Annotated in this window: 20 protein-coding genes, 1 tRNA gene and 2 pseudogenes; 13 read left to right on the plus strand and 10 right to left on the minus strand. The window is 56.0% G+C overall.

What is annotated here, in order from left to right; all coding sequences use genetic code 11:
* Positions 1-173 precede the first annotated feature (173 nt).
* The 7 genes and pseudogenes from AC4ICF_RS00335 to AC4ICF_RS00365 form a co-directional block, all read left to right on the plus strand.
* Positions 174-3,422 (plus strand): annotated as a pseudogene (locus AC4ICF_RS00335) (hemagglutinin repeat-containing protein); the annotation flags it as partial.
* A gap of 99 nt (positions 3,423-3,521) precedes the next feature.
* Positions 3,522-4,244 (plus strand): annotated as a pseudogene (locus tag AC4ICF_RS00340) (DUF6862 domain-containing protein); the annotation flags it as partial.
* On the plus strand, positions 4,231-4,785 hold the full coding sequence (locus tag AC4ICF_RS00345; RefSeq protein WP_116342920.1) for a hypothetical protein: 555 nt from the start codon (positions 4,231-4,233) through the stop codon (positions 4,783-4,785). The pseudogene AC4ICF_RS00340 and the gene AC4ICF_RS00345, both read left to right, overlap by 14 nt.
* A 237-nt stretch (positions 4,786-5,022) precedes the next feature.
* On the plus strand, positions 5,023-5,541 hold the full coding sequence (locus AC4ICF_RS00350; protein ID WP_116342922.1) for a sigma-70 family RNA polymerase sigma factor: 519 nt from the start codon (positions 5,023-5,025) through the stop codon (positions 5,539-5,541).
* Complete coding sequence (locus AC4ICF_RS00355; protein WP_316380383.1) at positions 5,538-6,290, plus strand: anti-sigma factor family protein; 753 nt, start codon at positions 5,538-5,540, stop codon at positions 6,288-6,290. Before AC4ICF_RS00350 ends, AC4ICF_RS00355 begins: the two co-directional genes overlap by 4 nt.
* A 157-nt stretch (positions 6,291-6,447) precedes the next feature.
* On the plus strand, positions 6,448-7,425 hold the full coding sequence (locus AC4ICF_RS00360) for a YncE family protein (RefSeq protein ID WP_316380385.1): 978 nt from the start codon (positions 6,448-6,450) through the stop codon (positions 7,423-7,425).
* A 29-nt stretch (positions 7,426-7,454) separates the two neighbouring features.
* Positions 7,455-7,877: a nuclear transport factor 2 family protein gene (locus AC4ICF_RS00365; protein WP_192984148.1), complete on the plus strand. Its 423-nt coding sequence runs from the start codon at positions 7,455-7,457 to the stop codon at positions 7,875-7,877.
* Between the two features lie 63 nt (positions 7,878-7,940).
* On the opposite strand, the gene AC4ICF_RS00370 is transcribed toward AC4ICF_RS00365, so the two are convergent.
* The 5 genes from AC4ICF_RS00370 to AC4ICF_RS00390 form a co-directional block, all read right to left on the minus strand.
* Complete coding sequence (locus AC4ICF_RS00370; RefSeq protein WP_163329999.1) at positions 7,941-8,672, minus strand: carbonic anhydrase; 732 nt, start codon at positions 8,670-8,672, stop codon at positions 7,941-7,943.
* Positions 8,673-8,774: 102 nt separating this feature from the next.
* Positions 8,775-9,863, minus strand: coding sequence for an AAA family ATPase (locus tag AC4ICF_RS00375; RefSeq protein ID WP_316380386.1), 1,089 nt, complete (start codon positions 9,861-9,863; stop codon positions 8,775-8,777).
* Positions 9,864-10,009: 146 nt separating this feature from the next.
* The gene (locus AC4ICF_RS00380; protein WP_316380388.1) at positions 10,010-10,969 is read right to left on the minus strand and encodes a YbgA family protein; all 960 of its coding nucleotides are present in this window, start codon (positions 10,967-10,969) and stop codon (positions 10,010-10,012) included.
* Between the two features lie 102 nt (positions 10,970-11,071).
* A complete protein-coding gene (uraH, locus tag AC4ICF_RS00385; protein WP_069733374.1) occupies positions 11,072-11,482 on the minus strand; it encodes a hydroxyisourate hydrolase in 411 nt (136 codons plus the stop codon).
* A 99-nt stretch (positions 11,483-11,581) separates the two neighbouring features.
* Entirely contained in the window at positions 11,582-12,307 is a 726-nt protein-coding gene (locus AC4ICF_RS00390) for a MerR family transcriptional regulator (protein ID WP_032661978.1), read from the minus strand.
* A 117-nt stretch (positions 12,308-12,424) separates the two neighbouring features.
* Here AC4ICF_RS00390 and AC4ICF_RS00395 point away from each other — a divergent pair, with 117 nt between their 5' ends.
* The 3 genes from AC4ICF_RS00395 (at position 12,425) to AC4ICF_RS00405 (ending at position 14,569) form a co-directional block, all read left to right on the plus strand.
* A complete protein-coding gene (locus AC4ICF_RS00395) occupies positions 12,425-12,949 on the plus strand; it encodes a lipocalin family protein (RefSeq protein ID WP_008500115.1) in 525 nt (174 codons plus the stop codon).
* Between the two features lie 78 nt (positions 12,950-13,027).
* Complete coding sequence (locus tag AC4ICF_RS00400) at positions 13,028-14,026, plus strand: class I SAM-dependent methyltransferase (protein WP_116342939.1); 999 nt, start codon at positions 13,028-13,030, stop codon at positions 14,024-14,026.
* Between the two features lie 102 nt (positions 14,027-14,128).
* The gene (locus tag AC4ICF_RS00405; protein WP_116342941.1) at positions 14,129-14,569 is read left to right on the plus strand and encodes an acetyltransferase; all 441 of its coding nucleotides are present in this window, start codon (positions 14,129-14,131) and stop codon (positions 14,567-14,569) included.
* Between the two features lie 22 nt (positions 14,570-14,591).
* Here the strand turns inward: AC4ICF_RS00405 and AC4ICF_RS00410 are convergent, their stop codons facing one another.
* Together AC4ICF_RS00410 and AC4ICF_RS00415 are read right to left on the minus strand one after the other, a co-directional pair.
* Entirely contained in the window at positions 14,592-14,891 is a 300-nt protein-coding gene (locus AC4ICF_RS00410) for a helix-turn-helix domain-containing protein (protein WP_032661956.1), read from the minus strand.
* Positions 14,888-15,238, minus strand: a complete 351-nt coding sequence (locus AC4ICF_RS00415; RefSeq protein ID WP_032662102.1) for a type II toxin-antitoxin system RelE/ParE family toxin — start codon at positions 15,236-15,238, stop codon at positions 14,888-14,890. The genes AC4ICF_RS00410 and AC4ICF_RS00415 overlap by 4 nt, the downstream gene beginning before the upstream one ends.
* 296 nt (positions 15,239-15,534) lie before the next feature.
* Here AC4ICF_RS00415 and AC4ICF_RS00420 point away from each other — a divergent pair, with 296 nt between their 5' ends.
* Positions 15,535-15,717, plus strand: a complete 183-nt coding sequence (locus tag AC4ICF_RS00420) for a YlcI/YnfO family protein (RefSeq protein WP_316380391.1) — start codon at positions 15,535-15,537, stop codon at positions 15,715-15,717.
* A gap of 477 nt (positions 15,718-16,194) precedes the next feature.
* Here AC4ICF_RS00420 and AC4ICF_RS00425 read toward each other — a convergent pair.
* Positions 16,195-16,289: transfer RNA gene (locus AC4ICF_RS00425), tRNA-Sec, on the minus strand.
* 288 nt (positions 16,290-16,577) lie between these two features.
* On the opposite strand from AC4ICF_RS00425, the gene AC4ICF_RS00430 reads away from it, so the two are divergent.
* Positions 16,578-17,969 (plus strand): glycoside-pentoside-hexuronide family transporter, encoded by a 1,392-nt coding sequence (locus tag AC4ICF_RS00430; protein WP_316380392.1) that lies wholly within the window; start codon positions 16,578-16,580, stop codon positions 17,967-17,969.
* A 12-nt stretch (positions 17,970-17,981) separates the two neighbouring features.
* The gene (gene yicI / locus AC4ICF_RS00435; protein ID WP_316380393.1) at positions 17,982-20,300 is read left to right on the plus strand and encodes an alpha-xylosidase; all 2,319 of its coding nucleotides are present in this window, start codon (positions 17,982-17,984) and stop codon (positions 20,298-20,300) included.
* Between the two features lie 60 nt (positions 20,301-20,360).
* Here yicI and AC4ICF_RS00440 read toward each other — a convergent pair whose 3' ends face one another.
* On the minus strand, positions 20,361-22,064 hold the full coding sequence (locus AC4ICF_RS00440; protein WP_316380395.1) for an AsmA family protein: 1,704 nt from the start codon (positions 22,062-22,064) through the stop codon (positions 20,361-20,363).
* 119 nt (positions 22,065-22,183) lie between these two features.
* Positions 22,184-23,575 carry a nucleobase:cation symporter-2 family protein gene (locus tag AC4ICF_RS00445; RefSeq protein ID WP_316380397.1) on the minus strand — a complete coding sequence of 464 codons (1,392 nt, stop codon included), beginning with the start codon at positions 23,573-23,575 and terminating at the stop codon, positions 22,184-22,186.
* Between the last annotated feature and the right edge of the window lie 210 nt (positions 23,576-23,785).

A 23,785-nucleotide genomic window follows, 5' to 3' on the forward strand; every position in this document is an offset into this window, starting at 1 on the left:
GAAGCCTGCAGCTTAGCGCCCTGGGCAATATCAATAACGTGGGGTCCACCATCAGCGGGCAGACGGTTAGCCTTGAGAGCGTGGGGGGGAGCATTATTAACCAGACGCTGACCAACCAGTGGAATATCTCGGGCGCTACGAACGGATGGAACAGCCAGGCCGTCTCGCTGACGCAAACCGACCTGGGCGCACTTGCTTCCATCAAAGCGACGGACAGCCTGACCCTGAGCGCCGGGAAAGATATCATCAATACTGGCGCTAACCTCAGTGCTGGCGGCGATATGTTGCTAAAAGCGCTGGATGATATCTCTGTTACAGGGAATCAACTGGTGACGCGCGACCGTTATGGCCGCAATCTCAATGAGACCGTCACCAACCAGGGCAGTACGGTCACCAGCGGAGGCAATCTTGGCCTGCAGGCAGGTCACGATCTGAACGTTACGGGCAGTAATCTGACGGCCGGAGGCAGCGCTGCGCTTTGGGCGGGGAACGATCTGGTGCTGGATGTGGCGCAGAATAGCCGCCACAGCCAGACCGCGAAAACGGATTCCCTGAAGACGGATAATACGCGTACGGTCATTAGCGCTGGCGACGATCTGACGCTGGCCGCAGGCCGCGATCTGCGCAGTAACGCCGCGGCGCTTGCCGCACAGGATCGCGTGGGGCTGCAGGCCGGACGGGATATCGATCTGCTGGCGGCAGAGACCACAACCAGCGACAAATACAGCGCGAAGAAAAAGGTCGAGATCAACCAGTCCGTGCGCCAGCAGGGAACGGAGATCGCCAGCGGCAGCAGCACCACAATCATTGCGAACCGTGATGTTAATGCCCAGGCGGCGCAGGTCACAGCACACGGGGATATTGGCGTGGGCGCAGGGCGGGACATAAATCTCGCCACCGCTACCGACAGCGATTACCACTACAAAGAGCAGACCAAAACTAAGAAAGGTTTCCTGAGCAAGAAAACCACCCACACCATCGAGGAGAACAGCGCGACGCGTGAATCCGGCTCATTGCTGAGCGGCGATAACGTGCAGGTGGTGGCGGGCAATAACCTGCGGGTGTCAGGCTCCGCCGTGGCGGGCGATGGCGACGTGCGGCTTAAGGCAGGTAACAACGTTGATATCGTTGCAGCTACCAACACCGACACCTCCTGGCGCTTTAAGGAAGAGAAAAAATCCGGCCTGATGGGCTCGGGCGGGATTGGCTTCACCATCGGCAGCAGCAAAAGTACCCAGGATCTCCGTGAGAAGGGCACCACCCAGAGCCAGAGCTTCAGTACGGTGGGCTCGACAGGGGGAAGCGTGGATATCGCTGCCGGTAATCAGCTTCATGTCGGCGGTGCGGACCTGGTGGCGGGCAAGGACATGGCGCTCACCGGTGACAGCGTGGCGATCGAACCGGGTCATGACAGGCTTACCAGCGATCAAACCTTCAAGCAGAAAAGCAGCGGCCTGACGATTGCCCTCTCCGGCGCCGTGGGTGACGCAGTGAACGCTGCCGCCAGCACGGCAATGGCGGTAAAAGAGCAGAGCGATGGTCGTCTCGCAGCGTTACAGGCGACCAAAGCTGCGCTTTCGGGTGCCCAGGCCGTGCAGGCCAACCGTCTCGCAGAAGTAACCCACGGCAGCGACCCCACCAGGAATGGTGCGTTCGGCGTGATGGCCTCGATTGGCGGGCAGTCTTCTAAATCCACTTCACATTCGGAGCAGGATAAGACCACCGGCAGCACGCTGAATGCTGGTAATAACCTCGCCATCACGGCGACAGGTCAGGGACATGCTGCCAACAGCGGTGATATTACCGTGACGGGCAGCCAACTGAAGGCGGGCAAAGATCTGACGCTTAATGCAGCCCAGGATATCAGCCTGGCGGGCGCAGCCGATACCAACAAGCTGACGGGCAGCAACTCCAGCAAAGGTGGCTCGGTCGGCATCGGTATCACCGCCGGTCCGAAAGGTGCGGGTATCACCCTCTCTGCCAGCGTAAACGCTGCAAAAGGTAAAGAAAAAGGTAATGGAACCTCCTGGAACGAAACGACGCTGGATGCCGGGCAGACTGTCAGCCTCACGAGCGGCCGCGACACGGTGCTGAAAGGCGCACAGGTCAATGGCGATAAAATCACGGCGGATGTCGGGCGCGACCTGACCCTCAGCAGCCTGCAGGATAGCGACAAATACGACAGCAAACAGCAGAGCATGAATGCTGGCGCAAGCTACACCTGGGGTGCGGGCGGCGGTAGCGGTAGCTTTAGCATCAGCCGCGATAAGATGAAGAGTAATTATGACTCGGTGCAGGAGCAGACCGGGATCTTTGCAGGCAAAGGCGGCTTTGATATTAACGTCGGCAACCATACGCAGCTGGACGGTGCGGTGATTGCCAGCCGTGCTGACGCAGACAAAAACCGCCTGGAGACGGCGACGCTAGGCTTCGCGGACATCAACAATAAAGCGGAGTATAAGGTTGAGCATCAGGGCGTGGGCTTCAGTACCGGCGTCGGGGTTGCAGGTAATCTGGTTGGCAATATGGCCAACACCCTGCTGGCAGGGATGGGGAGCAGCGGCAATGCGGAAGGGACCACGCAGTCAGCGGTGGCCGACGGCGCTATCATCGTTCGCGACCAGTCTAATCAGAAGCAGGATGTCAGCACGCTCAGCCGTGACACTGACCATGCCAACGGCAGTATCGACCCGATCTTTAACAAAGAGAAAGAGCAAAAACGACTGCAAACCGCGCAGATGATTGGTGAGATCGGCAATCAGGTTGCGGATATTGCGCACACCAACGGCAAGATTGCGGCCACGGAAGCGGCCAACGAGAAGATGAAAACCGCTGGCGGCGATGAGCGTAACGCCGCCATCAGCCAGCTGAAAAAAGACGGTAAAGAGGTTACCGATCAGGCAATTCATGATCAGATGTACCAGACCTTCTATAACGAAGCGTTCAACAAGTCTGGCATGGGAACGGGGCAGAGCACCCAGCGCGCCATCACGGCAGCAACGGCAGCCGTTCAGGCGCTTGCAGGAGGAGACATAAAAGCTGCGATTGGCGGCGGTGCCGCGCCGTATATCGCCAATGCCATCGCTAATGCCATACCCGAGACGGATCTTAAAGGACGTGTGCTGGCCCATGCTGTCGTCAACGCCGCGCTTGCAGCGGCTTCCGGCAGAGATGCTGCTTCCGCCGCAGCCGGTGCGGCGGTGGGCGAGCTGGCCGGTAAGATTGCGGTTGATGGCTTTGGTAAAAAAGTCAGCGAACTGAGCGAGGAAGAGAAACAGACGGTATCTGCGCTAGCGACACTGGCTTCTGGCCTGGCTGGCGGACTCGTCGGAGACAGTAGCGCGAATGCGGTAGCGTCGGCGCAAGCGGGCAAGACGACAGTTGAGAATAACTCGCTCAGTGCACAGGATGAGAAAAAACGCCAGGACGCGAAGTGGTCATTGCCGTATATCAAGGACGCAACAGAAAAAGCGAAAGCTGAAAAGCTGATTGCTGATCTTAATGCGAAGGATAAAGCATTCGATATAGCGCTGGATAAAGCCTGCCAGGGACTGTCGTCATCAGCATGTCAGGGGATGAGGCAGGAGCTGGCTGTAATGGGTCAGAGCTATGATGAGCAGATGGATGGTCAGTATGTCGGCACAATGGGCAGTGTGTATAAAGACGGTGCCGAGAAAATTGCCGGGCAGCAGTGGCAGTACGCCACCGCCGATGCTAAGGCGCAGCGTGACGCCAGTGTTGAGTTAATAGGCAAAAACTGGGGCGTCAGTCCGGAAACCGCCGCGATACTTTATGATGGAATGACGGCCGTGCACAGTACTGCGGCTGTTGCTGGGTCTCTTTATGGGATGAGAGGCCCGAGTACGGTAACTGTTTATCGCGTTGAAGGGACACCAAACACTCGCCTTTTGATTGGAGATAATGGACAAGTTACTATCACTGGCAGTACAACCTTATATTTAAATTTTGGCGATAAAGCCAGAGCTATAGCGTTTTTTGAAAAACGCAGCATCCAAAATATGGACGATGCAACGATCAAAACATTTGAAGTACCCAACTCTGTTTTGGATGATTTGAGAAGAACGGCTGTCAAAGAGAGTGTCGCCAGATTGCCAGAGAACAAAGGAAAGCCTGTGATTGCTGATCCAACAAAAGCTAAAGATCAGTATGGGATAAGACCTGAAAAGCTGAAAGAATTGCAAGATAAGATCATTCCGGGGACGGGAAAAGATGCAAGTAAATGACGAAGTATTACGGCAAATTGTTTTAGAAAGGGAGAGGTTAACAACCCCTCCCCAGGCGATGAGTAAGGCATCTGGAGTCGGAATCGCCAGGTTCGTTGTGTCGTGTAATGATGCTTATTTAGTTTTGACACTTGCGAAAGATGTTATGACTATTATAAATAATTATTCGACACAAAATTGGCCGTCTCTTGATAGATGGTTAAATATACTTCCACTTCAATTTACTCATTGTTTCTTGCCTGAGTTATCGGAAGTCGAAAGGGAAAAACAAACAAAAGACTGGGAAGCCCTGACATACGAAGAGAAACTAACTGAAGCTTCTCATGATGAACAGTGGACGTTATCGTCATGGTTATCATGGATGGAGCCAAATGAGCGTGAATGGTTTTGGTGGGATACTATTATTTTCGATATGCCCTTAAATAATACCCACTTTTTAATAGAAGTAACGACTTTGGACTCAATGTTTATGGCCGGAGCATTGAAAAAGTTATTTAAAGCCTGTGGAGCGATAGACGTTGTCTCAGAAGATGACCTGTAGATAAACAATTCCAAACTCTACTATTCCGGGATTGATGGCATGCTTGCGGCGGGGAAGGTCTGGTCGCGAATACGCAGCCGCCGCCGCTCGTCGCCAATCTCGACGTTAATCTGAAACGCGGCCACCAGGTTGGCACCGCCTCCCTCCGCTTAAAAATAATTCTGCCGTGATGGAATAAAATCCTACAAGCGGCATCTTATTGCGAATGATAACGAGCCCACGACGAGTGCAGACCTTATGCCCCCTAATGACGCTGAAAATAACCAGCTGCGAGAGCTGATCCCCGGACTGCGCCGTTTCGCCCTCTGGCTGATTCGGGATGTCCATGTAGCCGACGATCTGGTTCAGACAACGCTTGAGCGTGCCCTGGATAAATGGACAACACGACGCCCCGATGCCTCGTTAAAAAGCTGGTTATTCACCATTCTTTATCGCGAGTTCCTGATCGAGAAACGCCGCACAAAGCGCTACTGGGGATTGCTCAGCAGAATGAAAAGCGATGACAATCCTGCCTGGCCGTCAGCAGAGCAAGAGATTGCAACGCAAAGTATGCTGGAAGCCTTTGGTCGTTTGACGGAAGAACAACGGAGTTTGTTGATACTCATTGCCATTGAAGGACTGAGTTATCAGGACGTTGCCCATGTGATGGATATTCCCATCGGCACCGTGATGTCCCGATTGTCCCGGGCCCGCCAGGCACTACACCGTCTGGGTGAGGGTGACGTCCCACAGCCGATATTGAGACTGATGAAATGAAAATACCGCCTAACGAGCACGATTTGCATGCGTACGTCGACGACCAGTTGGATGCGAGCGAACGCGTTGTCATTGAACGTTACCTGGCGCAGCACCCGCACATTGCCCGTCAGGTTCAGGGCTGGCGGGAGGATGCACAACGCCTGCGTGCCACGCTGGCAGGGCTGCCTCTGCCCGACGTAACTACCACGCTGGATCCTGCCGCGATACGCGCCCGACAGGTGCGTCGCACCCACAGCCGTATGCGGCTGGCCGCCTCTTTTGTTTTGTGTATTGCGCTGGGTTTGCTGGGGGGCTGGCAGGCTCACAGCTGGCAAAGCCCCGCCAGCGCGCCGATGGGTGATGCGCTCAGCGCCTACAAGCTGATGGTCATAGAGAAGAGCATGACCGCCGATTTTACTCCGGATGGACCGAAAGCGCTGACAGCGTGGCTCACCCAGCACGTTGGTACGAGCGCACAAATGCCGGATCTGCGTCAGGCTGGCTTCACGCCGGTGAGCGGTCGCCTGTTTGCTACGGAACAGGGGGCCGCCGCGATGGTGCTCTATCGGGATCATGCCGGGCATACCCTTAGCTTTTATATTCGTCCACCGGACCCTCGCCAGCCGCTGCTTTCTTCCGGGCAGCGCAGCGCAGAAGGTCTGGTTGCCCTTTATGGTTCCTCGCAGGGGTTGAACTACGCCGTCGTCGGCCCGGCTGGCATGGTCAATAATCCGGCCATTTCCCGCGAGCTGAGCAAACGGATCTGACGACGTCATTGTCCGTTGCGGAAAAAATAGTTTTTTTGCAACGGTCGGGAATAAACGGCGCGCTGAAGCATCTCTTACACAGGTCTGCATGATGCAGACCTGGATGAATAAGGATTGAGAGATGAGAAAAGCAACGCTAGCCACTCACGGTTTTTTCATGGCGTCTTTATTGCTTGCAGGTACTGCCTTCCCGGTTTCCGCAAGCACGACGCCGCTGACAAAAGCGGTCAAACAAAATTTTGATGGCGAAATCCAGAACAATACGCTGGCAGTGAGCCCGAATGAAACACAGGCCGTTGTTGCACGCAGCGGACAACCTGAAGTCATTGTTTACGACTTGACGACCGGTACCGTCAGCGCGGTGCTGAAGCACTTCAACACTCCGCGAAATATCGTATTTGCACCGGACGGTAAGAGTTTCTATGTCTCGGATAGCAGTCTGGGCCTTATCGAGCGCGTGGATGCTTCGACCTTCGAAACGCGTGAATACTATGCCGCAGGCCCTGGCGCGTTTGGCACGGTGTTAAGCAAAGATGGCAAGACGCTCTATATCAATAATCAGGCCAGCAACGCAGTCATCAGTATGAATACTGAGACGAAAATTGCGAATGCCGTGATCACCGGGTTTTCGCAACCCCGACAGGGTGTGCGACTCAGCCCGGATGGCCGGGTGCTGTATGTTACCAACTTCGTTAGCGACAAAATCACCCTCGTAGATACCGCCACCAACAAAATCATCGGTGAAATTGGCGGGTTTAATAAGATCCGCGCCATTTCCGTGACCGCAGACGGGAAAACGCTGTTTGCCGCCAATAGTGGGAATGACACGATTTCGGTCGTCGACACCACCGCGCAAAAGGTGACTGACACCATTCCTGTCGGGAAGCAACCGTATGGTGCGGCGCTGTCGCCAGACGGTAAATTCGTTTACAGCGGCAACCTGGGTGATAACAGCGTCTCCATTATCGACGTGCAGACACGCAAAGCGATCGCCACCGTGAAGGGCTTTAACGAACCGCGACAGGCCATCGTCTTTACCGCAGATAACCGATATGCCTGGGTACTGAACAAAGATTTGAGCATCTCCAGAATCGATCGTGAAACGCAACGTATTGTGTCCACGATCAAACGCTGAAGACCTGAAACTTACGCAAAGAGAATGACATGAAAAAAACAACACACAACGTTTTACTTGCTGCACTGCTGGCTCTGGTTTCTGGGCAAAGCGTTGCTGCCGTAAAGGATGACGCGCTGGCGCATTTTAACGCTATCGCCGACGGGAAAACCGCAGATCTCAAGCAACAGTACGCGCAAGACGCGCGTCTGGATTGGATAGGAGGGCCGCTGGACGGCACTTATACCTCATCTGACGCGATTGGCGGAGTATGGAGCAAATTCATCACGACCCAGGGAAAACTGAGCCACAAAGTCGATAATCTGAATGAGGTCACAAACCCGAAAGGGAGTACCGTCACCGCACGTGTTCAGTTTGCCGGAAAAACGACAATCAATGTCTTTTATGTCCTGACCTACCGCGAAGGCAAAATCGTCAATGAAACGTGGCAGATTGATCCTGCAAAAGGTTAAAAAACGGCTGACCCCAGTTATATCCCGCCAGTACGGCGGGATTTTTTTATGCATCACAGCGTGTTATTGAACAATAACCCGTCCATTTAGCGGCTGGAGTGGGCGGTTATTGCTGTGTTCAAGCGCTTGCTTAAATGTTTCCAGCTGTTTTTCAGATAGGTTTACCGTATTTTTCATCACCAGCCAGCGCAACCCTTCAGTACAGGGTGGGGTCGTCAGTGAGCCGCTGAAGCGATAATAGTGGAGATCGGCCGGAAACAGCGGGCGGAGGTCGAAGCGTTTATCAATCGAGACTTCGTGGTTCTTCTCTTTCGGAAGACGCGCCAGCAGCGGGGACAGTGCGGTGTTTTCAGGGCCAACCTCGAACATAACGGCAAGCACCGCGATGTCGCCGTCTTCGCTGGCATGGACAAAGTGCGCCTCAAGCGGGAAGGATTTACCGTTAATCCGGTTCTCGCTCGGGGTATGGAAATGATACTGGCGCAAGATAAACGTGGTGTCATCCAGACGGAATTCATCTTCATCTCCAGCAGTGACCTGAAGAGTGTGACCGTTGTTGACAAGCTTTTCTGCTGCGGTATGAAAATCCAGAATCAGCGGCGGCAGTGTGGCATCAAAGGGATGGCGGATATCGATAGGGGATTGGTATTTCCCGGTCTTGCAGGTGGAAAATGTATCACTGAGTTCTCCCCAGTTGTCCGGTCCACCTTTTCCTTCATACGCCCAGTGCGGGGTCGATTCCGCGAAGGCGGAAACAGACAAAACGAACAGGGATGCAGTAAGGACTCGTTTCATGATGTGTCTCTATAGTTAAAGCGGATAAAGATAGAGATGACATCGTATTAAGTCCTACAAGACCCGTCCTGAAACGTGTTTTAAAGTGGAAAATGAAAGACGCTACCCCAGCCTCTCCACCCTCGTCTCCCCCTCAACCATCGACAGTTGATACAGCGAAAACGACCGCTGCTTCTCAATCAGCTTCGCCAGCTCCGGCGAGTGGCTGGTGAGCCAAATCTGCGAGTAGCGGCTGGCCTCGGCGATTAAGCTCGCCAGCGCGGGCAGCATCTGTGGGTGCAGGCTGTTTTCCGGTTCGTTCAACGCGATAAATGCCGGTGGACGCGGGCTTAACAGCGCCACCGCCAGGCACAGAAAGCGCAGGGTGCCGTCGGAGAACTCCGCCGGTTCCAGCGGTCTGCTCAGCCCCTCGCGCTGCATCATCATGCGAAAACGTCCGCCGGTGTTGTCGCTGTAAAACACGCAGCCGGGGAAGGCCTGGTCGAGGATGCGCATCAGCAGCAGCTCGTCGCCAATCTCCACAATGGTCTGAAACGCCGCCGCGAGATTAGCGCCGTCGCTGGCCAGCACCGGCGAGCGAAAGCCGACCTGCGGGGCGCGCATCGCCGAGCCGATTGATACAGAAAACTCATGATAAAAGCGCCAGTTACGCAGGGACTCGCGCATCTGCGACACTTCCGGGTAAAGGTGCGGTTCGCCGAGCTGCCCGAATACCGATTCGTTCTCGTACAGCGTGCCGCTGTGGGTCACTTTTTCATGATGCACGTTGTTCAGAAACACGGCCTGATTCCTGCGCTTCATCAGCTGTGACGACGGTCGACGGTGCTGGCCGCTCAGCCAGATGGACTCCTCTTTGATCACCGGGTCGAGCTGAAACTGCGACGGGTAAGGCAGCTTCTCCACAAACCCGACCTGCAACTCGTATTCATAGGTCTCTGTTTCCACCGAGAGGTTCATCCGCCGCAGCTGGTCGCTGCGGGTTTTACCTGCCCAGAACACCTTCAGAATGCCGCCCTCGTTCGCCAGCGCCTGGGAAAACTGCCCCTGGGCGGCGCTGTGCATCAGGTATATCGCCTTGTAAATATTGGATTTCCCGGTGCCGTTTGGCCCAAAGACGATATTGAGCTGCTCCAGCTCCAGCGACATCTCGCGGATGGAGCGGTAGTTTTGAATATGCAGGGTGTTGATCACAGGCAGGCCCCTTTTTGCAGAATAAGCCTGTATATAATCACAGTCTTTGAGGTGAAATGCAAAAAAGAGACGACAGTGAGGATGTCGTCTAAACGGGGTACTGCTTTGGGCCTCTAAGGGTCAATGGGGCCTTCGCATTTTTATGATCACTTGACTGCCAGACGCAGACCCAAATCATCAGGATAGGGATCAAAATAGTTTTGCGTCATCAGATACCGGTCGGGGTATTCGGCCAGGTAGTGCTTCAGCAGCGTGATCGGCGCGAGGATAGGCAACTGTCCGTTGCGATAGTGCAGGATCACGTCGCGCAGCTCGCCGCGCTGGCGGCTGTTCAGCTGGTTACGGAAATACCCCTGAATGTGCATCAGCACGTTGGTGTGATTCTTCCGCGAGGCGGGTTTTTTCAGGATGGTCATCAGCTTTTCCCGGTACGCCACGAAGAAGGCGTCCAGGTCTTCCCACTCGTGCAGCGAGGCAACGAACGGGCCGATTTCACGGTAGCCCGCCTGATGGTGCGCCAGCAGTTGAAGCTTATAGCGGCTGTGGAAGTCCAGCAGCGCGCGGCGCGTAAGGCCATTTTTACGCAGCGTATTCAGTTCGTGCAGCGCAAAAACGCGCTCGACGAAGTTTTCCCGCAGCACTGGGTCGTGCAGGCGTCCGTCCTCTTCCACGGGCAGCCACGGCCAGGTTTCAAGAAGGGCGGCGGTGAACAGCCCGACGCCCTCCTTGCGGCCCCGGTTGCCGTTTTCATCATACAGCCGCACGCGTTCCAGGCCGCAGCTTGGGGATTTTGCACAGACGATAAATCCTGACAGATCGCCGATTTTCGGCAGGTAGTCCGCCGTGAAGTTGGCCATTTTCTGCGTGAGGTCATCATGAGGCGGCTTGCTGAAACGGAGCTGCGTTTCGCCGCTGTCCGTCAGCGTCAGGCGTATGGCCGGGCGAGGCGTAGGCAGGCCGATGGCCATTTCCGGGCAGACGGGCCTGAAATTCACCCACTGGGCCAGCTCATCCATGACGAAGCCCATGCGTTTGTGTCCGCCGTCAAAGCGAACAGCGGATCCGGTCAAACATCCGCTAATACCGAGCACAGGTTTCGTTGTCATGGTGAAGTCCTCCCGTTCATATAACTAAAACTTACACAACATGACTAATTTGTCCAAGTATTCGCGGAACTATTTTTTATAATCCTTTAAAATCAATGCGTCTTAGCTGCCCTTGTAGGTCGAATAACCGTACTGGCTCAGCAGAAGCGGAATGTGCAGTTTCTCGTTGGTGCGGGTCACGGTAAACAGCACCGGGATCTCCGGGAAGAAGGTGTCCAGCTTTTTGCCGTGGAAGTACTCTGCGGTTTTGAAGGTCACTTTATACACGCCAGGCTGCATGTCCTGATCCTGCGGATAGAGCGATTTGATACGGCCGTCGTGGTCGGTTTTGCCGCTGGCAATCGGGGTCCACTTGTCCTGCTGTTGCTTTTCGAGAGTCACAGTCACATCCGACGGCGGCATCCCGGTTTGCTGGTCGAGAATGTGGACGCTCAGCGTGCCGGCAGGGGCGCTAAAGGCGGCAGGGGCAAAGGCCATCGAGGCCAGGATCAGCAGAGGGGCAGTTTTTTTCATGGTGTATTCCTGTGGAGTTATTCGTCACAGGAAAACGTTAGCATCTGCGGCGCGGGAAAATATTCAACTTTTCGTGAAGATTCCCGCAGGAGAAAATTATCAGAGGATAATCACTTCAAGCGATACCTGCTGCTGCCACTGCTCCACCTGCTTTTTCCGCCCGGCGGTGAGTTTGCCGCTGGTGACCAGAAGCCATTTTCGCTCCGGGAAAATTTCCGGTGCCAGCGCGTCAGGCGGAACCGGCAGGATGTCGATGCGGTGGCCCTGCCCGGTGCGCGTCAGGGCTTCGAGCCAGATCTCGCACGGGTCATTCAGGTGCCAGCCGCTGAGCAGAATGTTATCGCCCGGCGCTTTTTTATCGCCTTCGAGGCAAAACGAGGTGTAGGCGATAATGATGCCGTCGAGGATCGCGCGCAGGGTCATGGCGGCGGCGACGTTGGCCGAAACCTGGCTGCGCAGAGGGCGCAGCACGTTCGCGACCAGCTCCGGCCTTGGGTATTCGCGTCCGGCGTCGTAAATCATCTGGCGCAGGGACTCGACTTTGCCGTCCTGCAGGCGCTGCAGCATGTTCTGCTGCAGGGTTTGCCAGTTGTTGGTCCGACCCGGCATCGGGCGTTCCAGCAGCGGTTTGACCTGGCCGATCGGGACGCCTTTTTTTACCCAGTCGAGGATTTTGAGCGCCTGCTGGACGTCCTCATCGCTGTACTGGCGGTGGCCGCCTTCCGTGCGCTGTGGCTTGAGTAAACCATAGCGACGCTGCCACGCCCGCAGGGTGGTGGCGGTGATGCCGCTGAGTCGGGCGAATTCGCCGATGGAGTAAGCCATGTCCGTGTCCAGAGTGGAGGAATACTCTCAATATACTACGAATTTTCCCGAACGGGATGAAGCGCCGAAACGGTGCACTACACTTAATATCCAACCGCGCAAATGAAAGGAATTCTCATGAAGCTATGGCCTGTTGTGACCGGTGTTGCCATTGCGCTGACGCTGGTCGCCTGTAAATCCCCCACGCCGCCGAAGGGCGTGCAGCCTATTACCAACTTTGAAGCCAGCCGCTATCTCGGAAAATGGTACGAGGTCGCCCGTCTGGAAAACCGCTTTGAACGCGGGCTGGAGCAGGTAACCGCCACCTACGGCAAACGCAGCGACGGCGGCATCAGCGTGCTTAACCGGGGCTACGATCCGGTGAAGAACAAGTGGAACGAGAGCGAAGGGAAAGCCTACTTTACCGGCGAACCGACCACCGCCGCGCTGAAGGTGTCGTTCTTCGGCCCGTTCTACGGCGGCTATAACGTGATCAGGCTGGACGATAAGTACCAGTACGCGCTGGTGAGCGGCCCGAACCGCGATTACCTGTGGATCCTGTCGCGCACGCCAACCATTCCGGATGCGGTGAAGCAGGATTACCTGAACACCGCGCGCAGTCTGGGCTTCCGGGTTGATCAGCTGGTGTGGGTGAAGCAATAAAAATCGTGCTTTCTTCCTGGGGCATTACTGGCTCGCCTGGATAGACTTCCGTTAAAAGCCTAACGGAGGGACGACAACATGAACTGGCAGCCTTTTCGCGGCGATGCACCGGAAAATATGACCATTTTCAGCGCGTCCTTTCCCGACGTCAGCGACCAGTGGCCGATGAAAGACGATGCTGCCCGTAAGATCGCCTCCCTTGACCGCGCCCTGAAAGCCGAACCGGTGCTCCGGCCACCGAGGGTGGAATACGACGAAGGGGGGCAGGCCGTGCTGGTTCCTCAGAACCGCTATTCCGAACAGGCCTTCCGCAACCGTCCGGCGCTCGCCGCGTGGCGCACCCGGCTGGTGCCCTCCGCGCTGGCGCTGTTTGTGGTGCAAAATCCGCTGGAGGACCGCCTGCCCGACGGCACAAAAATGGACAGCGACAGCCGCCAGTGGTTTATCCACGCCAACGATGCCATCGGCGTGCGCTCCCGCGCCCGGGTGCTGGCCGCGCTGGTGGATAAGTACATTCATAATGAAAGCGAGAACAACTGGGTCAGCCTCGCGAGCGGCGCCGCCATTCCGGTGCTGGAGGCGCTGCGCGAAGCAAAGCTCGACGGCCAGCAGGTCTATCTCACGCTGGTGGACAAAGACCCGGTAGCGCTCAGCTGGGCCGAAACTATGGCGGCGCAGGAAGGCATTGTGGTGGGCGAACAGCTGACACTGCTCAGGCGCAACCTGCTCCATACGCTGGTGCGTAACGAGGACCTGCTGCTGGAGCTGGGCGAGCATCAGGCCGAACTGGTCGACGCGCTGGGGATCTTCGAATACTTCAACGATACCGATGCGGTGATTTTTCTCCAGCGCGCCCTGCGGCTGGTCAAACCCGGCGGCGCGGTGATTGTGTCGAACATGCTCACCAGCAGCCCGCAAATTGACTTTGTGCTGCGGGGTATCGGCTGGGAAGATATTTACCCGAGATCGTTACAGCAGCTGCAGGATATTCACCTCGCGGCGGGCGTGCCGGTGGAAAACGTCACCGTGGTTGTGCCGAAGGATGGGGTGTACGCGGTGATGGAGATTAAGGTTTAGCTCGATCTGTTCCCTCTCCCTGAGGGAGAGGGTTAGGGTGAGGGTGGAACAGACCGCAAAGCGTGGCTTGAAATAGCTCGGTTTTCCAATCATGATCCCCCAATGAAAATAGAAACCGCACTCCCCTCACACTTCGAACGTCTGGTCGCGATCTGGGAATCCTCCGTCCGTGCCACCCATCACTTTTTACAGGAAAGCGATATTGCGGCGCTGCGCCCGCTATTGCTCAACGCCTACCTGCCTAACCTCAAGGTTGTGATCGCTCGCGATGACGCAGGCGTTATTCACGGTTTTTTAGGCGTGGATGAAAACCGCATTGAAATGCTGTTTGTGGATGACGCGAGCCGGGGAAAGGGCGTCGGGAAATTGCTGCTGCAACACGCCATCGAAGAGTTTGGCGCGAACGAGGTGGACGTGAATGAGCAGAACCCGCAGGGCGTGGGATTTTATCGCCATATGGGGTTTGAGCAGGTCGGACGCTCGGAACTGGACGGGCAGGGGAATCCGTTTCCGTTGCTGCATATGCGGTTGGGTGAATGCTAACTTAACGCAAATATCACGCTTGTTAGATATGAAATGCAACGCGTTTTCCTGTGGGAAGTTCAACGTCGATACAGAGTTTTCCACCCATTGCTTCGATGTAACGCTTAAGCGTGGCAATTTTTAGTTCATTTCCACGTTGCTCAAGCTGCGTTACTGCGGGTTGGCTCACCCCCATCAGATCGGCAACATTTTTTTGCGAAAGCCTCAGCTCTTCACGTAAAAGTTGTAGACCCGTCTCGAGGATCATTTCATCTGCCATCTCTTTAATACGTTGTTGGCTTTCCGGTGAACGTGACGCAATCACTTCATTTAAGGTTTTCACTTGGTTGCCTCCAGGCTTGTCAGATGAAAGGAAAATTCGGCATCTGCGATGCGAATCATTTTTTCATAAAAGGCTTTGTCATTACTCTTATCGCCCGCGCAAAGCACAATGGCTTGACGGATAGGATCAAATGCGAAGAAAGCACGTATCGGACGACCAGCATATTGAATACGTAATTCCTTCATATGGTTATACCGTGAGCCTTTAACCGTATCTGCATAGGGGCGAGGAAGACGTGGCCCATAGTTTTGCAGATTTAACAGGTCTGCCAGTACCTTATCCTGTAATCCTTCTTCCTGCTCAAGCAGCCATTGCTCGAATACCTTTCCGAACAGAACCGTCCACATGCTTTCGTCCATGATAAGCTGTAGCTTATAAATAGAATATAAGCTGTAGTTAATAAATGCAATGGCTGTCATCGACAGCCAGGCTGTTAGTGGCAAGAGTATGACAAAGAAGGGAAATCAAGCGGATCGCGCAATTAAAAAATTGCGAGGCGCTTTCCAGCGTATTTTCTATTCATGCTGGCTAGTGAACTATCCTGCATAACCGGTTAGTTGAATGTTAATCAACTTTGCGACCAGAAAATTTTTTCATGAGATACCCATTAATAGTTCGAACATCTTTACCTTACAGATCGGCCATGGCTGCCGGAGATTGGATTACGTCTCAAGAAAAAGAAACCAATTTTGACCGCACAAAGAGCACGATGAAGAACATCCGGTTCGAGGATGAGCTTTTGGAACAGATTGAAAAGGCTGCGGGTAAGGGGAATTTTAATAAGTGGGTGAAAGAGGCTTGTAGGCTTAGGCTTTTGAGTGAGTAGTCATCAAAGCTTTATAGGTAGTGTTAACGATAAAATAGATGATAAGTTCGGAATATATGTTCCAAACTTATCATTGATGATGATTTTATAATTATCATTTATATAATTAAAATGTATCAGTCGATTTTAACCGAATCTGCTTTTAAATTTTTGCGAACTGATTCGTCGTTGCATTTTACCATTACAATTGGGACATAAATGTTGTTTCTTCCCTTCAATTTCCCATGTGTAGTATTTCTTCTTAAAGGGATTATGACAGATATCACACTGTCTGGGCTTCAATATAGCACCAATAATGACCATTAAAACTACAGCACCTATAATCCATTCCATTACGGATTCCCTTGGTGATAATTTTGAAAAGGGGGAGAGAATAACACTCAATATTTAAATGAATAAGTGATCATGTTCACATAAGGTGACTGGAATGGGCGAATCTATTTATTAATAAAGTTTTTATTAAAGCGGATGGCATTTTGGCGGAAGATCACAGGAGTCGAACCTGCCCGGGAACGCTGGCGTCCCCAACTGGATTTGAAGTCCAGCCACCTCACCGGAGATGACGATCTTCCGCGCCTGCATTGCTACATGGAGGCGGGGCGCATTATAGCTACTTTCAGGCATTTACCACATACCCCCACACACTTTTTTCACCTCTCTTTTGACCTGTACACCCCTGTTTCAGTTAATACTTAAGAAAATCCTCAGGTTAGCTTTTCGTGCTGCCAACATTTACCGCGATCACAAAAAACAAGAAACGTAATTTGCTAACCAGAAAACGCAATACCCGCCTTTGAAACAATGGTTTAAAACCAATGCAACCGGTCTCAGCGCCCCCTACAGCGTGAAGGATAAAAAAGATGAGCGAAGTATTGTCAGTAAAAGAGAAGATTGGCTACGGTATGGGAGACGCCGCCAGCCACATCATTTTTGATAACGTCATGTTGTACATGATGTTTTTCTACACCGATATTTTCGGCATTCCCGCCGGTTTTGTCGGCACCATGTTCCTGCTGGCCCGCGCGCTGGATGCGATCTCCGACCCGTGCATGGGGCTGATTGCCGACCGCACCCGCAGCCGCTGGGGCAAGTTCCGCCCGTGGATTTTGTTCGGTGCGATACCGTTCGGCATCGTCTGCGTGCTGGCCTACACCACGCCGGACCTCAGCCTCAACGGCAAAATGATCTATGCCGCCATTACTTACACGCTGCTGACCCTGCTCTATACCGTGGTCAACATCCCCTACTGCGCGCTGGGCGGCGTGATCACCAACGACCCGACGCAGCGTATCTCCCTTCAGTCCTGGCGCTTCGTGCTGGCGACCGCGGGCGGCATGCTCTCCACGGTGCTCATGATGCCGCTGGTGAACTTCATTGGCGGCGACGATAAGGCGTTCGGCTTCCAGGGCGGCATCGCCGTGCTGTCGGTTGTCGCTTTCCTGATGCTGGCGTTCTGCTTCTTCACCACCAAAGAGCGCATTCAGGTGCCGCCGAGCACCACCTCCATGCGGGAAGACCTGCGCGACATCTGGCACAACGACCAGTGGCGCATCGTCGGCGTGCTCACCATCCTCAACATCCTCGCCGTCTGCGTGCGTGGCGGGGCGATGATGTACTACTGCACCTGGATCATGGGTTCGCCGGAGGTGTTCGTCGCGTTCCTCACCACCTACTGCGTCGGCAACCTGATCGGCTCCGCGCTGGCGAAACCGCTCACCGACTGGAAATGCAAGGTCAGCATCTTCTGGTGGACCAACGCCGCGCTGGCGGTGGTCAGTGTGGCGATGTTCTTCGTCCCGATGCACGCCACCGTGCTGATGTTCGGCTTCATCTTCGTCATCGGCGTGCTGCACCAGCTGGTGACGCCGATTCAGTGGGTGATGATGTCCGATACCGTCGACTACGGCGAATGGACCAACGGCAAGCGCCTGACCGGCATCAGCTTTGCGGGCACGCTGTTCGTGCTGAAGCTCGGCCTGGCGCTGGGCGGGGCAATGATCGGCTGGATGCTGGCAGGCGGCGGCTACGACGCGGCGGCCAAAACCCAGAACAGCGCGACCATCAGCATCATTATCGGCCTGTTCACCCTGGCCCCGGCGGTCTGCTACGTGCTGAGCGCCATCATCGCCAAACGCTATTACACGCTGAAAACCCCTTTCCTGACCAAAATCCTGGGCGAGCTGGCGCAGGGCGCACGCCGCAATCAGCAGGAGTTTGAAAACCTGCCGGCCAGCAAAGAATTGCAGAACTAAGAGGACGAGAGCATGAAAATCAGTGATGGAAACTGGCTTATTCAACCGGGCCTGAACGTGACGTATCCGGTGCAGGTGTTCGACGTGGAGCAGCAGGGCAATGACCTGGTGGTGTTTGTTGCGCCGCGCGACGTGCGCGAACGCACCTGGCAGCTCGACACGTTGATGTTCACGGTGCGTCTGTTCGCCCCCCAGGAAGGGATTGTCGGGGTGCGTATCGAGCACTTCCAGGGCGCGCTGAATAACGGCCCGCACTATCCGCTGAACGTTCTGAAAGACGTGAAGGTAGAGATTGAAAACAACGCCGATTTTGCCGAGTTGAAAAGCGGCAGCGTCAGCGTGCGAGTCACCAAAGGCGAGTTCTGGGCGTTGGATTTCCTGCGCAACGGCCAGCGCATTACCGGCAGCCAGCTGAAAAACAACGGCTACGTGCAGGACAGCAACACCGACCGCAATTACGTGTTCGAACGTCTGGATCTGGACGTGGGGGAAACGGTCTACGGTCTGGGCGAGCGCTTTACCGCGCTGGTGCGCAACGGCCAGACGGTCGAAACCTGGAACCGCGACGGCGGCACCAGCACCGAGCAGTCCTACAAAAATATCCCGTTCTACCTGACCAACCGCGGCTACGGCGTGCTGGTGAATCATCCGGAAAACGTCTCGTTTGAAGTCGGCTCCGAGAAGGTCTCCAAAGTGCAGTTCAGCGTGGAAGGGGAATATCTTGAGTACTTCGTGATCGACGGCCCGACGCCGAAAGAGGTGCTGAACCGCTATACGCAGTTTACCGGGCGTCCGGCGCTGCCGCCTGCGTGGTCGTTCGGCCTGTGGCTCACCACCTCGTTCACCACCAACTACGACGAAGCGACGGTGAACAGCTTTATCGACGGCATGGCCGAGCGCGACCTGCCGCTGCACGTCTTCCACTTCGACTGCTTCTGGATGAAGGCCTTCCAGTGGTGCGATTTTGAGTGGGACCCGGTGACCTTCCCGGACCCGGAAGGCATGATCCGCCGCCTGAAAGAGAAAGGGCTGAAGGTCTGCGTGTGGATTAACCCGTACATCGGCCAGAAATCCCCGATCTTCCGGGAGCTGAAAGAGAAGGGCTACCTGCTCAAGCGCCCGGACGGCTCCCTGTGGCAGTGGGACAAATGGCAGCCGGGGCTGGCGATCTATGACTTCACCAACCCGGACGCGTGCCGGTGGTATGCCGACAGGCTGAAAGGTCTGGTGGAGATCGGTGTCGACTGCTTTAAGACCGACTTCGGCGAGCGTATCCCGACCGACGTGCAGTGGTTCGACGGGTCCGATCCGCAGAAGATGCATAACCACTACGCCTACATTTACAACGAACTTGTGTGGAACGTGCTGAAAGAGACGGTGGGGGAGGAAGAAGCGGTGCTGTTTGCCCGTTCGGCGTCCGTGGGTGCGCAGCAGTTCCCGGTACACTGGGGCGGCGACTGCTACGCCAACTACGAATCGATGGCTGAAAGCCTGCGCGGTGGGCTGTCGATTGGCCTGTCCGGCTTCGGGTTCTGGAGCCACGATATCGGCGGGTTCGAAAACACCGCCCCGGCGCACGTCTACAAGCGCTGGTGCGCGTTCGGGCTGTTCTCCAGCCACAGCCGCCTGCATGGCAGCAAATCCTACCGCGTGCCGTGGGCGTACGATGACGAGTCCTGCGACGTGGTGCGTCACTTCACCCAGATCAAATGTCAGCTGATGCCGTATCTGTATCGCCAGGCGGCGCTGGCGCGTGAGTTCGGCACGCCGATGCTGCGGGCGATGATGCTGGAGTTCCCGGACGATCCGGCGTGCGATTACCTTGACCGTCAGTACATGCTGGGGGATTCAGTGATGGTCGCGCCGGTGTTCTCTGAGGCGGGCGACGTACAGTTCTACCTGCCGGAAGGCCGCTGGACGCACCTGTGGCACAACGACGAACTTCAGGGCAGCCGCTGGCATAAGCAGCAGCACGATTTCATGAGCCTGCCGGTCTACGTGCGCGACAATACCCTGCTGGCGCTGGGTAACAACAACCAGAAGCCGGACTACGCGTGGAATGAGGGGACGGCCTTCCAGCTGTTTAACCTGGACGATGGCGCAACGGCGGTAAGCGAGGTGCCTGCGGCGGACGGTTCAGTGGCGTTTACGCTGAAGGCGTCACGTCGGGGAGACATTGTGACCTTTACCGGCGCGGGAGACGCGCAAAACTGGTCGGTGTGCTTGCGCAACGTGCAGAAGGTGAGCGGCGTGAAGGGCGGTTCACTCGCGGGCAGCGAGTGGGGTGTGGTGGTGAAAGCGGAGGGGGAAGTGGTGGTGGTTCACCTTTAATTCCCCTCACCCTAACCCTCTCCCCAAAGGGGCGAGGGAAGGGTTTGCTCCCTCTCCCTTTCAGGGAGAGGGCTGGGGTGAGGGTGGTGTCGACACCACACCGCCCGTCATCGTCTGCTGTACCTGCTGTTTATCCATATTCACCGCGTTCAGCTTGCCGTTCACCGTCGGCTTAAGCGGGGCATTCGCCTGCACGCTGCCGCTGGCGGTCATCTGAATATTGCCGTCACCCGTAATCGGCAGCGCAGGCCAGCCCCACTGCTGCAGCACGTTGAGCGGCACGCCGCGCCCGTTCAGGCTCACCGTGGTCTGCCGCTGTGGCAGCTGTGAAACCGTCGCCGTGGCTTCCAGAATGCCTTTCTCGGTAAACGCGCTCAGGTCGGTAATGTTCACCGTGGCGGCGTTGGCATTCAGCGCCAGCGACGGACGGCGTACGTCGACGCGGTTAAAGGTCGCCGCCGCGCCGTTCAATGTTGCGCTGCCGCCCCAGACGCCCCACTGGCGATCTTTCACCAGCTGCAGGTTTGCGCCATAGCCGTCCAGAGAGGTGATCTGCCACGGGAAGGCGGGATCGATGTCGATCACCAGGTTGCGGCTCAGGCCGAATTTTTGCAGCGTGACGCTGTTCAGCCATTCCGGCAGCGGCTCCATCCACAGCGTTTTCCAGTTCTGCGGCAGGGTGTACTCCAGCCCGGCGATGGCGACATCGTCCAGCACCAGCGCTTTGCCGTCGCGCAGCCAGTTACCGGACGTGCGCACCATGCCGCCTTCCCAGCGGGAGGTGAACTGGCGCAGCGCCATGCCCTGCGGGGAAAACTCCGCATTCAGGATCGGGTCGAAAAGGTGCAGCGAGCCGTAGATAAACTCGCTGGCATTCATGGACAGGCGGCCTTCCTGGCTCTGCCAGTCGCCTTTGCTGAGAGTCAGGTTGCGCAGGCTTAAGTCGAGATCGGTCACCGCCCAGTCCGGACCCTGAAGCCTGGCGTCGGTCACGTCCAGACGGCCAATCTGTAAAGAGGGAATGGTGGCCAGTGGTGCGAAGAACGCCGTCAGCGTTTTGTCGCTCTGCAGGCGGATCTCGTTCAGGCGCATCGTGTCGATAATCCAGCTCCCGTCGGCGTTGCGCAGGGCGGAGCCGGTGAGTGAACCACGGGCCATGTCGGCACCAATCGTTTTCAGCACCACCTCCTTGCCGTTCAGCTGGCCCTCGATCAGCACGTTGGTGGCCGGTACGCCGTTCAGGGTCAGCGAGCCCGCGCTCATCTGGATCTGCGCGTTATTCCCCAGCACGTTGCCGGCTTCCGGCTGCCATGGGCTGACGCCACCCGTGACCTTTTGCGCGCTCAGGTCCCATTCGGTATTCGGGCTGTTAAAGGCCATGTTGTTCAGCTGCAGACGATCGGCCTGGAAGGGCAGCGGTGCTGTTTGAGGCGAGAGATTCAGCGTACCGTCGAACAGGGTGATGGTGCCCATGTGCAGCGGATCGGTGATCTGGCGGCTGCTCAGGCCAATATCGACTTTTTTGGCAACTAATGTGGCAGGTTTACCATCCCGCCCAAAGGTGACGTTTTCCAGAATGATGTGGGAAGGCGACGAAAAGCGGTGATTCATTTTATCGAAACTGAGTTCGTAGTTGGTATTCACCGTAATCCAGCTGCTGACCTGAGCCGCGCCCCAGCGGGTCTGGAGCAAAATATAGAACGCCAGCAGCACAATAAGCAGGGCTATCAGAAGATAGACGAGTAGCTTTCCAATAAATTTCATGGTCTTCCATCCCGCAAAACGAACATAAAGGAGTTATGCACGATTTATACGCAATGCTCAAGGCGGGAATGGTGTAATTAGATGTCACGGCAGGCATTGACTGCCTGCCGTGAGGGAGATCAGTTCTTCTCAGGCGGGAAAACGAGGTTCAGCATGATAGCGGTGATACCGCCCGCGGCAATGCCGGAAGAGAGCAGGTTTTTCACCCAGTCCGGGGCAAACTGCAGGATCAGCGGCTGCTGGGAAACGCCCAGGCCAACTGCCAGCGACAGCGCGATAATCATGATCGCGCGGCGGTTCAGCGGCTCGCGGGAGACGATACGCACGCCGGAGGCCGCGATAGTCCCGAACATCACCAGCGTTGCGCCGCCGAGTACCGGCTCAGGAATGTGCTGCACAAAGCCGCTCACCGCCGGGAACAGGCCGAGGACGATCAGCATCAGCGCCACCACAAAACCGACGTAGCGGCTGGCCACGCCAGTCAGCTGGATCACGCCGTTATTCTGGCCGAAGCAGGAGTTCGGGAAGGTGTTGAATACCGCAGAGACAAACGAGTTCAGGCCGTTCGCCAGCACGCCGCCTTTCAGACGCTTCATGTACAGCGGGCCGGACACCGGCTGCTCGGAGACGTCGGAGGTGGCGGTGATATCGCCGATGGTCTCCAGAGAGGTGATCATAAAGACCAGCATCAGCGGCAGGAGCAGGCCCCAGTCAATGCCCAGTCCGTAGTACAGCGGCGTAGGAACGGTGATCAGCGCGCTGTTGGTCGGCGCGGTGTTTTCCGGCAGCATGCCCAGCGCCCACGCCAGCAAATAACCCGCCGCCATGGCGATCACCAGCGAGGCGACGCGCAGGTAAGGGTTACGCTGACGGTTAAGCAGAATAATAATTGCCAGCACTACGCCCGCCAGCAGCAGGTTTTTCGGCGCGCCGAAGGTGTGGTCGCTCATTGCCGCATAGCCGCCGCCGATGGAGGTGAGGCCCACCTGGATCAGCGACAGGCCAATAATCATCACCACCACGCCGGAGACCAGCGGGGTAATGACGCGGCGAGCCAGATGCAGCACGCGGGAGATGACCATCTCCGTGCAGCTGGCCAGCATCAGGGTGCCGAACAGCGCCGCCATCATGGTTGGGACATCCGCACCGCCGGTTTTCAGCGCCGTACCGCCCATGATCAACGGTGCCACGAAGTTAAAGCTGGTGCCCTGAATTGACAATAATCCAGAGCCCACCGGACCCCACGCTTTAATTTGAATAATGGAGGCCACGCCGGAAGCGAACAGAGACATACTGATGATGTGCTGCGTATCCTGCGCCGGTAAGCCAAGTGCCTGGCAGATCAGCAGCGCCGGAGTGATCACGGCAACAAACATCGCCAGAAGATGCTGGCAGGCGGCGAAAAGCGTCTGCGGAAGCGGCGGGCGGTCTTCAAGGCGGTAAATCAGTTCGCTATTATGCTTCTTCGCAATCGGTTGCGCATCAGGCGACTCTATGGTGTTAACGGACATCGGCGGCAATCCCACGGTGGAAAAGCGGGCATTTTATCTGACCACCTGGTAAAAGCAAACGATTGCCAGCAAAAAAAGGGAAGAAAATCTGCCGCTGTGAGCAGGTTTTCTACAACGCATCGGGAAAAAAAATTACACTTTTTGCGCCGGGGCTCATGAAGAGCGCAAACCGGCCCAGGATAACGCCGCGTGTGTATGGAACACGCGCAA

It is taken from the genome of Enterobacter sp. ECC_219_Taxon_10, from assembly GCF_058354905.1.